Here is a 10,482-nt window from a genome sequence, read left to right on the forward strand (position 1 = left end):
ACACCCGAGGGGGTTAACGTCGCGTCCTCGAATTCCGGCCGGGCGGGCTACATGGTCTCGGTGAGGATGTGCAGGAGAAACCAGCCCGAGAACCCCATCCAGCCGACGGCGAAGATGGCCCGGCCCGCCTTCGAAGTGCGGGTGCGGAACAGCTTTCTGGTGTTCTCGCTGAGGGTGTCACCGTCCTTCTTGTTGATCAGCGCCCACGTCTCGAACAGGCCGAACAGAGCCGTCCACACGGCCCAGACGATCGCACTCACAGGGTGTCTCCTTCATTTCGGTACCGCAGGCGGCAGCGGCAGTTGATGGTGAGGTGGAGGGGGGCGAGCTGGTCGCCGGGGAAGCGCATGGGGAAGCCGTCCACGTCGAACGGCGCGTTGACGGGGAGGGTGACGCCATCGACCACTTCATGCGCTGCGCGTACGCGGTCGTCGCGACGGGTGACCCAGGTGCGGACGATGCCGGGGCCGATCGCCGCGGCGGTCGCTTCAGCAGTCCCGTTGACGGTGGCGACGGCCGCGGCCTCCGAGGCGCCGTTGATCGTGTGTGGTGCCATGTCGGTGAACGCGGTCCGCACGATCGCGACCAGGTCGTCGAGGTCGTCGGTGACGGTCTGGCCCTGTGCGAGGAGCGTCGCGAGGCTCGTCAGGAACGACCGGGCCGCCTTCTCGGCGCCGGCCACCGCGTCGAGCAGCCTGACGGTGATCAGGGGCTGAACCGACGACGGAACGGGTGCGCCGAAGGCGGCTGCGGTGCGCTCGGCGACTGCGGAAGCGAGCCCGGCCAGGGCCCGGGACAGGGCGCTGTCGATCTCTTCCAGCCATCGGTCGGTGCCGACGATGCGCTCGATGTCGAGTAGCCGGCCTCCGCCGCGGGTGTCGGTGGGCCCGTCGTCCTTCCAGAAGCGGGTGCCCTTGCGGGCCTTCGGGGAACGCAGTCGGGCGGTGATGACGCCTTCCTGCCGTGCGAACAGCGGGGCCAGGGCGAAGCTGATGGCCTCCTGCGCCTGGTTGAAGTCGTCGTCGGTGACTTCGAATCCAGGGGTGCCGTCGGGCAGCGCCTTGACCTGGATGCCGCGGGCCTCCGCGACGGCCGCCGCCGCGTCACCGGGTATCCGGTCTTGCTCCTGACGCGCTTCGGCCACGGCCGCAGCTGCTGCTCCCGGTTCGCCGCTTGCAGCCTCGTCACTGCGGGCGCCGGCAACCGCCGCGGCGGCGGCCCCGGGAACGGCCGCTTGGTCGGCCTCCGCTCGGGCCTGCGCGACGACGTCCGCCGCCTCCCCGCCGGCCGCGTCGGGGTTCGGCGGGAGGGGAACGTTCGGACTGGGCTGGCCGGCGCCGGGCGGGAGCTGCGGCGGGCTGCCGCCGGAGGCGTCGCCGGGGCCTGCGATGCCGAGCGCCGCGGCGTCCTCGGGTCGGGCCGGAACGGGGGCCTTCTGCGGGGAGATCCACAGGGCACGGGTGTGGGGGTTGTCGAACGCGGGGAGCCCCGCGCGCCGCCGGTACTCGTCGGCGGAGATCAGCCCGGCCTCCCACTCCTCGCGGGCCTCAGCACGCCGCTTGCGGCGGGGGAGTTCCAGCGCCTCGACGGTGCTGGTGTCGAAGCGGAGAGCCCGGTCCAGGCCGCCAAGGTCACCGGCGAACGCGTTAGAGATCAGTTCCAGGTGGGGCAGCTCCGTGTGAATCCAGAACCCGAACTCCTCTTGCTCGGCATTGTCGAAGGTGCGTCCGGAGGCGTTGCCGGTGACGGATTCGGGGACGCCGAAAGCCGCCAGGATTTCGATCTTGGCGTTCTGCGCGGCGTGCTCGTACGCCATCTCTCTGGGGCGAGCCGCCAGGTCGACGTAGTTCATGCCGCCGGGGCCGGAGCCGACCACGGACACGTGGCCGGCGAACTCGCTCCCCGGGAGGAAACGGGCTTCCAGGCGGTCCATCTCCCGGTCGGACAGGGAGGTCGTGTCGACGGCCACGATGCCGCCGGGGCGCGCATCGTTCTTGATGAAGGCCACGTTGTAGAGGCGCGACAGATGGTCCAGTTCGACGCTGATCCCCGCGGCCTCCAGTGGTGTCGTGCCGGAGAAGGGGTCGGTCGGGTGGGGGTCGCGAATCCAGCGGACGCGTTCGGGGTCCAGCTCCCGCACTTCGCCGTGGAGGGTCGTGAACTCGTAGTGGAGGATGTACTCGCCGCGCGGGTCAGGCACGGGCATGACGCGGTCGGGTGGCAGGAGGTCGAGCCTGGTGATGGTGCCGCGGTTGGAGCGAGTGACCTCGACGAACGCGCCGCGCTTGGAGAGCAGGATCTGCGCGGACAGGCGCTTGCGGAACTGGGCGCCGGTCTCGACCGGATTGGCACGGCCGTTGAGGACACGGAGAAGGGGGTGGTCCTCGATGACCTCCGCGAACTCGCCGTCCTCGGTCAGGCCCCGGCCGATCTCCAGCGGCAGCCGGGAGGCGTGCTTGCCCATGGTGTCGATGGCCTTGTACACCCAGACGACGCGCTCATACCCCTCGGTGACGACGCGCCCGATGTCCCATCCGTCCGCTCGGCCCTCGGTGGACCAGATGTTCGCGGTGCCCGCGTAGCTGGTAGAGGTGTAGCCGCCGGTCCAGGAGACCGTCTTCGTTTCGGTGTCCCGCGGGCGTGACGTAGCGAAGCGCGCACGCAGGGCGGGAAGCCATCGACGTCTCGCCACGTCAGGCCCCCTCGCTGCTCAGGAAGACGCCGAGCGCGAGCACCAGGGCGAAGAGCACGGACCACGGCGTGAGGTATAGCGCGAGCCCGGTCAGGACCCACAGGCCGGTCGACAGTGCGCAGTAGCCGGCCACGAGCCGGGCCCATCCAGGGAGCGGCGGCTTGAGGTAGAGGACGGTCATCCCGCCGCCGGCCAGGCATAGCCCAGTCAGGAAGAGTGCAACAAGCGGGGCGGTGAGGGAGATGGCCCCGAGCAGACCGACCAGCCCGGTGCCTACCAGTAGGAGGCCGATCAGGTCGCGGGCGATGCGACGCCGGGGCGCCCGGTGGTCGGGGGTCGGAGACTGCGTTGGAGGATTCACGCGGCGGACCGTAGGAAGCCGTGCGGCTTGCGTCTCGGCCTGGCGAGTGGGTCAGCCGTCTGTGCTCGGCGTCATCTCATCGCACCCCAGCAGTCGAGCCGTTCGTTGTACTGGTGGAGGCTCGGCGACAGGCGCCCGGGTCCAAGCGAGAGGAACCGCTCATGAGCCCGATTGACCTCTACGACGAGCTGGCGCAGCACCTCGCCCAGGCCAAGGAACGCTTCGACGGAGAAGTCGAGGGGGCGGCGATGACCGTACTCAAAGACGATGGGGCCTATCGGCACCTGCGCTTCGTCTTCCCCCGGGCGTCGTGGGCCTGGTGCGAGGTCGTTACCTGGCCCGGCGCGCTCGTCCTGCGCGGCGGCCTGGGTAGCTGGATGTTCGTCGACACTGAGGACGTGACCAAGCTGTTCCGGCCCAACTCGCACTCGGAGCGGGTCAACCCGCTGTATTGGGAGGGGAAGCTCGCCCCGGGCAGCGGCACGGCGCGCGTGCACTCACCGGAACGAGCGGTCGCCCACATCCGCCAGACCGTTGCCGACATGGCCGACACCTTTCCCCGTCTGCCCTACGACATCGACAGCGACCTTCTCGACGGCCGCCTTGTGAACGATCTCAGCACCGAGGGTGGCCTGCGAGCGGCTATCCGTGCATTTGAAGAGATGCACGGATGCTCTTACGAGGGGCTGTATTTCGACGTGGAGAGCTGGGACCTGAAGCGATTCGACCCCTGGTTTCTGCTGGCCTGTGTCGTGCTGCCCTGGGCCGTCGAGCAGCTTGACGCTGCACTCGTACCTGCACGGTGACCTATCGGGCTGGACGGGAGACTCCGGAGACGTAAGCACCGATTCCGCGCCGCTGGATCACGCCGCCGGGAATGACCTTTGCATTCGATGGCAGCTCAGGGACCTTCCGCTTGGCCCGCTGTGTCTGGTCACCACCGATCAGGTGCCGGTTGTCGAGCAGGGCCTCGCAGTCCTGATCGGCAACATCTTCGTACGGCCGACGGCATGAGCGGCAGTACACCTCAAGGGCGTCAACGCGGGTGCCCTGGACGGTCGTAAACGAGCCGCGGAAGTCGGCGAGCTTCGCCACCCTGTCCTCAACCTTGATCTCTGCGGCGACGATCCAGACGTGCGCCAAGGACTCTTCCGGCTCTTCGACGACGGCGGCCGGCTCGCCAGTTTCTTGCGGCAGGGCGAAGAGATCAGCGAAGGGTTCGAATTCCAGTTGATCGCGGACTACTGAAGTCGAGGTCGGCACAGTGCGGGTCCTCCCGGCGGCGATACATCAAATCATGGCCGAGCGCCAGCGCCTGACCTGCCTTGTAGACGTAGTCACCGCGCCAGGCGTTACAACTCTCGACCGTTCTGCGTCCCGTCCTCATGAGACGAAGGAACTCCCGGGCGCCACTCAGGGGGGTGCGCAGGCGTCGGCGAGCGATGCGTCGAGGGCGAAGATGGCCTTGTCGGCATGCGGCACGCCACGGCTCACCGCAGAGACGGCCAGGCGGTACACAGCGGGGGCACCAGCAGTCCCCCCCGCTGGCGCGAGCCGCTGTCAGAAGATCGGGGGGCGTCCGGCGAGAGTGAGCCGCGTGACGGTTCGCCAGCTTATGGGCTGGCGTCCGTGATCGCGGCTGCGCACGCCTTCGGTAAAGCCTGCCCACGAGGTGCTGAGCGCGGATCGGTCACGTACGCGGCAGAGGGTGAGCACGACCCAGGTGGCGAGGTTGAGAGGGATCAGCAGAGCGGGGAGATTGCGGCGGGCGAGCAGGACCCGGTTGCGGGCGTTGAGGCGGTAGAAGGTGGCGTGGCGGGCCGGGTCGGTGGCGGGGTGGTGAACGACGATGTGCGGTGTGTAGAGGCCGCTGCCGCCTTGGTCCCACAGCCGCCATGACAGGTCGATGCCCTCGTGGAAGAGGAAAAAGCTGCCGGGCCAGCCTCCGGCAGCGTCGAACGAGGTGCGGCGGATCATGACGACGCCTTCGGCCATGACCGTCACGGTGCCGCCGCGTTCGGGGTCTCCGGCCCGCAGGCGTGGTACCCAGCGGCGCAGGGTCACGTTGGTGTCGGGGTCGGTGATGCGGGGCTGGACGTAGGCCAGTTCGGGACGGTGGCGCAGTTCGCCGGCCAAGGCGGTGAGGATGTTGCGTTCGGGTAGCACGGCGTCGTTGTCGAAGAAGAAGAGGCAGTCGCTGTCCGCGAGGTAGGGGTGGCGGGCACCGATGTTGCGTCCTTCGGGGATACCGACGTTGTCGGGCAGCGCGACGCAGCGGATGTTGTCCGCGTGGGGGACCTGCTCGGGTGTGCAGCCGTTGCCTACGACGACGATGCGGAGGTCGATGCCCTCCTGGTCGAGGAGCGTGGCCATCGCGCGGGGGAAGTCCTCCGGCCGGTCGTTCATCGTTAAGACGACTGCCCCGACGCGGGGGGCGGCATCGTTGGTTTGCACGGGATGGATGTCCTTTGCCGCGTTCGAATGCACGGGGTGTCGTGCGGTGTTTGCTGACTGGCTGCGTTCCGGTCACCTTAGCGTGCGAATTGCGCAGTTCTGGTGTCTCGCAAGGTGGTCAGGGCAGCGTCGTAGAGCTGGAGCAGTCCTGCGTCGGTGGCCGGTTCGTGGCGCCGCGGCTGACGGTTGACCAGGGAGTCGGCGGTGCTGAAGGCGGCAGCAGCCGGCAGGCCCCGGTAGCCGCTGGTGGCGAAGACCGCGGCGGTTTCCATGTCGCAGAGCATCACTCCGTGGCCGGCGTAGTAGGTCACTTCCTGCGCTGTTTCGCGATATGGGGCGTCGGTGCTCCAGGTCGCCGCGTGTTGGAAGCGGGTGTTGGCGGCGTGCAGGGTGTGTGCGACGTGGCGGGTGAGGTGGGGGCAGGGGTGAGCGTAGGGGCCGGGCGGTAGGTAGTGGTGGGAGGTGCCGTCGCCGCGGAGGGCGCGGTCGCAGACGATCAGGTCTCCGGGGAGGAGGCTGTTGTGGAGGCTTGCGGCGGTGCCGACGGTGATGATGCGGGGTGTGCCCAGGGCGGTGAGTTGTTCGACTGCGAGGGCGGCTGCCGGGCCGCCGACGCCGAAGCCGCCGCAGATGGCGACGGGGTCGTGGCCGGGGGGCTCGTGGATGAGCAGGTCGCCGCGCACCCAGCCGGTGTTGGAGCGGGTGTGGGGTTGGGTGCGGGCGTGTTCGAGGAGCGCGCGCTGGTAGATCAAAACGGTGCCCGCGGTGTGGGTGAGGGTGGCACTGGGGTGGCGGGTGCGGACGTAGGCGGCGTGCTCGGCGGGGTCAGTGACGGACGGCAGGGTGTGCTTGCCGGGCAGCAGGGGGACGGGGTGCTCGTTCATGCGTTCGGCTCGCTCTGGTGCTCGCGGCGGGACAGGGCGTTGGCGAGTCGATCCTCAACAGCGCGGGCAACTTGGTTGGTGGGGTGCCAGGGCAGGACGGTGTCGTCCATGTGTCGCCGGTGGTGGTCGTAGTCCAGGCCGTGGCGGGTGAGAGCGGTGATGAGGGCGTCTTTGGTGACGGTTTCGAGATCGGTGCCGGCGTTGAAGAGGTCTTCCAGAACATGGCCCATGCGGCGGTCTGCGCGGGAGCAGACCACTTCCAGGTGCATTCGGCTGGTCTCGCCGTAGACGACATCAAAGTGAGCGAACTTCTCCCGGCCGACGAGGTGTTGGAGGCGGTCGCGGACGGTGTCGCCGTAGGTTCGTACGCAGTCGGGGTCGGCCATGGCGAGCCGTTGGGTGGGGGTGTTGGGGGTGGGCATGAACTGGAGGAGTTTGACGATCACCCGGGCGTCGGGGTGGCCCAGTCGGTCGTAGGCGTCGCGTGCGTAGTCGGCGATGGCCAGTCGGTCTTCGGGGCGTTCGCCGGGGGCGCCGATGATGAAGTACAGCATCAGGGTGCGGACGGCACCGTTTTCCCGGCAGAGGTCGAGGGCGTGGTCGACGCGCTGGCGGGTCATGGTCTTGCCGTAGAGGGCAACCAGGTCGGGGCTGGCCCATTCGGGGGCGATGGTGATGATGCCGCGCTCCTGGTGCTGGCTGCTTTGCAGCTCGGTGAACAGGTGGCCGCCTTCGAGGGCAGCGACGGCATCGAGGTATTCGGCGTTGATTTCATCGGCTCGGATGGAGCCGATGATGGTGGTGACGGTGCGGTCCTGCGCGGCGGCTCGCTGGACGTAGCCGGCCAGGTACTCCAGGAGTTCTTGGCGGTGGCGGTACTGGGTGATTGTGGGTGCGCTGATGATGACCGTGGAGACGCGGAGTTGTTCGAGGCGGTCGATGTAGTCGGTCAGAAGTTTGAGCGGCGTCTGCCGGAAGGGTGGGGTGCCCAGGTTGCAGAAGTGGCAGCTGTGGCGGCAGCCGAGGACGGGGTGCAGGCCGGCTGCTGTGCCGTCGGTGATGGGGTAGGTGACGTGCCCGGCGGGCAGGGCGTGGGCTGGCAGGTACTGGGGGTGGACGCGGGCCGGGGTGTGGGGTGTGCGGGGGGCCATGGCGGACACGCCCCCTCCCGGAAGGAAGCTGGGCTCGTACAGGGAGGGGACGTACAGGCCGGGAACCTGCGCGAGCTGTTCGTGCAGGGAGGGTCCGTCCGTGCGGGGGCTGGAGCGGTGGGCGTGGAGGATGCGGATCAGCTCGGCCAGGGACTCCTCTGCGTCGCCCAGGGCGACGACGTCGAGGTAGTCGGCGAGGGGTTCGGGATTGGCCAGTCCGCTGTTGCCGCCGACGACCAGGGGGTGGATGCCCGGGGTGCGGTCCGCGGTGCGGCGGGGGATGCCGGCCAGGTCGAGCATGCGCAGGATGGTGTGCAGTCCGCCGGAGTAGATGGCGGAGACACCGACGATGTCGGCTTGGGCAACGGGGACGGGCGACTCGATGGTGCGGTACGGGGCGCCGTCCGCGACGGTTAAGCGGTTGGCCTCGGACACCAGGCTGTCGTAGGCGAGGGCGCGTTCGGCGACGGCGGGCAGGTCGTCCCTGCGGTTGATCATGTCGTACAGGCCCATCGGGCCTCCGCACATGAGGCTGTAGGCGTGGCCGTAGGGGATGAGGAAGACCATGCGCAGCAGACCCGCGGCGGCCGGATCGTCGGGCCGGTCGTACGGGGGGCCGATGACGGTTTCGCGGGCGCGGATGCGGGCGGTCTCGGTGTCGAGCGCGGATGCGAGCATGACAATGTGACCCTTCTTTGGTCGTGTGGAAGTCGCCCCGGGGCGTCGGCTCCAGGTGAAGCGGGCACCCCGGGGGCGGGTCAGGAGGTGGGGTGGGTGCGGGCGACGTCGGCGGTGGCGTCGCGGATCGCGGCGTTGATGGTCGTCTGTTCCTCGTCGCTGAGCTGGGGGTGCAGGATGGGGCACAGCAGGCGGTCGGCGAGGGCGTCGGCTCGTGGGCAGCGCTGGTCGTGGGTGTGGAAGTCGATCAGGCGGTGGCTGCGGTAGGTGGGCGGATCGCTGATGATGCTGCCGACGCGGTACTCGTTGGCGAGGGCGTCCATCAGGGCGTTTCGGCCGGCGGCTCCCCAGCTCGGGGGCACCAGCAGGTTGTGCCGGTAGTAGAGGTGGCGCTGGCCTGACAGAGTCGGCGGCATGGTCAGCTCGGTTATGTCGCCGAGTGCGGCCGTGCGGGTGGAAGCGACTTCGACGCGGGCGTCGTTCATGGCGTCGAGGCGGGCGAGCTGGATCAGTCCGACTTGGGCCTGGGCTTTGGTCATGAGCCGGTTGGTGCCCCACTCCTCCAGCCCGCCGTACCCGCGGGCCCGACGCAAGCGGTCGGCCAAGACCGGGTCGGAGGTGGTGACCATGCCGCCCTGCCCGAGCGTCGTCATCAGCTTTTTGGACTCGAAGGAGAAGACCGTGGCCCACGCCTGGCCGCCGGCCCCGACGCGTACACCGGCGCTGTCGCGTCCGCCGCAGGCTCGGGCGGCGTCCACGATGACGACCGGGGGCCCGTGCACCGGGTGCGGATGGCGGGCCGCCACTTCCAGGTAGGGCGCCAGGTCGGCCACGGCGCCGTTCCAATGGGTGACCAGGATGGCCCGAGTACGGGCACTGAACAGGCGAGGTAGGTCTTGGGCATCCAGGTTGAGCGTCGTGGCGTCCGGCTCGGCCAGGACCAACTGCCCGCCGTGGCGTATGACCGCAAGGTGCGGACCGACGAAGTTGATGGCGCAGGAGATCACCTCTTCGCCCGGCCGCAGCGCGAGGGCGTCGAGCACCATGTCCAGGGCGGAGCCGCCGGAGTTGCAGGCGATCGCGTGCCGGGCTCCGCAGAATCCGGCGAAGGTTTCCTCGAATGTCACGGTGGCCGCGGTGGGTTTCCAGCCGGTGCGCCAGTTGGCGGAGTCATCGGCCGCCGCGGCGAGTGCGGCGTGCTCGGCGGGCGTGTACCAGCCGCCTTGGGCCGGTTCGACGGGCCAGTGCAGGGGGCGGCGCAGGTCAGGCACTGTGGTGGGGTCCGTGGGCATCAGGGGGCCTCGATTCGTCCGTCCGCAGGCGGCAGTTCACCGTGCGGGGCTGCCAGGGGCTGTGAAGGGGCGATGCGTCCGAGGAGCGCGACCTTGGCCGCGGCGGAACTACGGGGGTCGAACCGGAGGTTCAGCCATGCGGCGACCAGTTGCCGGGCAACCGCCAGGCCGACGATGCCGGCCCCTAGTGCGAGGACCTGGGCATCGTTGTGGAGCACTGCGTGCCGTACGGAGTAGGGGTCGTGGGCGGTGACCGCGCGCACGCCGGCCACCTTGTTGGCGGCGATCGCCATGCCCAGGCCGGTGTGGCACACCAGCAGGGCGCGGTCGGCCTTGTCCTCGGTGATCAGCTGACCGGCTGCGAGGGCGACGAGCGGGTAGGCCGTTCGTGCCCGCTCGTCAACTCCCACATCGAGCACCGCGCCCACCTGGGGGCTCCGCCTGAGTTCCGTCTCCAGGGCGCGCTTGTAGGCGAAGCCGGCCCGGTCGCTGCCGATCGCGATCCGCAGGCTGCCGCGCGGCCGCTGGTCCGGGTAGTCGGGGCTGCTCACGGGGTCGCGTCCTGCGGGGCGGCCGACCGGGGCCGGGGCCGGACGTGCGCGTCGGTGGCGTGGGGGGCCGCGACGTGGTGTTCTGCGGGCAGGCACCGGGCGGCCAGCATGACGCCGCTGCTGATGCTGGTGCCGCGCCCGACCACAACCCCGGGCCCCAGGCTGATGGAGTTGCCGGTCTGTACTCGGTCTCCGATCAGCGCGGAGAAGGCTGCTGTCCCGCACCGGTAGAGCCCGCCCGGGGTCCGCAGCACGATTTCCCGTTCGGGTCGTCGCATGTCAGGGCTCAGGCTGATCGCTGCCAGGGTGACGTTTGCCGACAGGTGGGCGCCCGCCCCGATGAGCGCGGAGTTGACGCCGATGCGGTGTCCCAGCACCGCGTCTTCGCAGAGGATCGCGTTGGTCACTTCGCAGTTGAA

Annotated in this window: 10 protein-coding genes and 1 pseudogene; 1 reads left to right on the plus strand and 10 read right to left on the minus strand. The window is 69.5% G+C overall.

Annotation, left to right across the window (positions count from 1 at the left end):
* Positions 1-47: 47 nt before the first annotated feature.
* The 3 genes from ACIGWZ_RS37470 to ACIGWZ_RS37480 are packed head-to-tail and all read right to left on the minus strand — an operon-like array spanning position 48 to position 3,053.
* Positions 48-260, minus strand: a complete 213-nt coding sequence (locus ACIGWZ_RS37470) for a hypothetical protein (RefSeq protein WP_400072199.1) — start codon at positions 258-260, stop codon at positions 48-50.
* A complete protein-coding gene (locus tag ACIGWZ_RS37475; RefSeq protein WP_400072200.1) occupies positions 257-2,692 on the minus strand; it encodes a phage portal protein in 2,436 nt (811 codons plus the stop codon). Before ACIGWZ_RS37475 ends, ACIGWZ_RS37470 begins: the two co-directional genes overlap by 4 nt.
* A gap of 1 nt (position 2,693) precedes the next feature.
* A complete protein-coding gene (locus ACIGWZ_RS37480) occupies positions 2,694-3,053 on the minus strand; it encodes a hypothetical protein (RefSeq protein WP_400072202.1) in 360 nt (119 codons plus the stop codon).
* A 161-nt stretch (positions 3,054-3,214) separates the two neighbouring features.
* On the opposite strand from ACIGWZ_RS37480, the gene ACIGWZ_RS37485 reads away from it, so the two are divergent.
* Positions 3,215-3,859, plus strand: a complete 645-nt coding sequence (locus ACIGWZ_RS37485) for a hypothetical protein (protein ID WP_400072204.1) — start codon at positions 3,215-3,217, stop codon at positions 3,857-3,859.
* Position 3,860: 1 nt separating this feature from the next.
* On the opposite strand, the gene ACIGWZ_RS37490 is transcribed toward ACIGWZ_RS37485, so the two are convergent.
* From ACIGWZ_RS37490 to ACIGWZ_RS37520, 7 genes and pseudogenes are all read right to left on the minus strand, one after another.
* Entirely contained in the window at positions 3,861-4,316 is a 456-nt protein-coding gene (locus ACIGWZ_RS37490) for a hypothetical protein (protein ID WP_400072205.1), read from the minus strand.
* Between the two features lie 297 nt (positions 4,317-4,613).
* Positions 4,614-5,459 (minus strand): glycosyltransferase family 2 protein, encoded by an 846-nt coding sequence (locus ACIGWZ_RS37495; protein WP_400072207.1) that lies wholly within the window; start codon positions 5,457-5,459, stop codon positions 4,614-4,616.
* Positions 5,460-5,584: 125 nt separating this feature from the next.
* On the minus strand, positions 5,585-6,391 hold the full coding sequence (locus ACIGWZ_RS37500; protein WP_400072209.1) for a nucleoside phosphorylase: 807 nt from the start codon (positions 6,389-6,391) through the stop codon (positions 5,585-5,587).
* Positions 6,388-8,220: a B12-binding domain-containing radical SAM protein gene (locus tag ACIGWZ_RS37505; protein WP_400072211.1), complete on the minus strand. Its 1,833-nt coding sequence runs from the start codon at positions 8,218-8,220 to the stop codon at positions 6,388-6,390. Before ACIGWZ_RS37505 ends, ACIGWZ_RS37500 begins: the two co-directional genes overlap by 4 nt.
* Before the next feature lie 80 nt (positions 8,221-8,300).
* Positions 8,301-9,512: a DegT/DnrJ/EryC1/StrS family aminotransferase gene (locus tag ACIGWZ_RS37510; RefSeq protein WP_400072213.1), complete on the minus strand. Its 1,212-nt coding sequence runs from the start codon at positions 9,510-9,512 to the stop codon at positions 8,301-8,303.
* The gene (locus ACIGWZ_RS37515; protein ID WP_400072215.1) at positions 9,512-10,063 is read right to left on the minus strand and encodes an RpiB/LacA/LacB family sugar-phosphate isomerase; all 552 of its coding nucleotides are present in this window, start codon (positions 10,061-10,063) and stop codon (positions 9,512-9,514) included. Before ACIGWZ_RS37515 ends, ACIGWZ_RS37510 begins: the two co-directional genes overlap by 1 nt.
* Positions 10,060-10,482 (minus strand): annotated as a pseudogene (locus tag ACIGWZ_RS37520) (transferase); the annotation flags it as partial. The pseudogene ACIGWZ_RS37520 and the gene ACIGWZ_RS37515, both read right to left, overlap by 4 nt.

Source organism: Streptomyces sp. NPDC053427 (assembly GCF_044544985.1).
Classification (GTDB): domain Bacteria; phylum Actinomycetota; class Actinomycetes; order Streptomycetales; family Streptomycetaceae; genus Streptomyces.

Bases quoted from the DNA above. Each gene is read 5' to 3' on its own strand.
- ACIGWZ_RS37485 (WP_400072204.1), top strand. From the start codon at position 3,215: ATGAGCCCGATTGACCTCTACGACGAGCTGGCGCAGCACCTCGCCCAG.
- ACIGWZ_RS37495 (WP_400072207.1), bottom strand. From the start codon at position 5,459: ATGAACGACCGGCCGGAGGACTTCCCCCGCGCGATGGCCACGCTCCTC.
- ACIGWZ_RS37500 (WP_400072209.1), bottom strand. From the start codon at position 6,391: ATGAACGAGCACCCCGTCCCCCTGCTGCCCGGCAAGCACACCCTGCCG.
- ACIGWZ_RS37505 (WP_400072211.1), bottom strand. From the start codon at position 8,220: ATGCTCGCATCCGCGCTCGACACCGAGACCGCCCGCATCCGCGCCCGC.
- ACIGWZ_RS37510 (WP_400072213.1), bottom strand. From the start codon at position 9,512: ATGCCCACGGACCCCACCACAGTGCCTGACCTGCGCCGCCCCCTGCAC.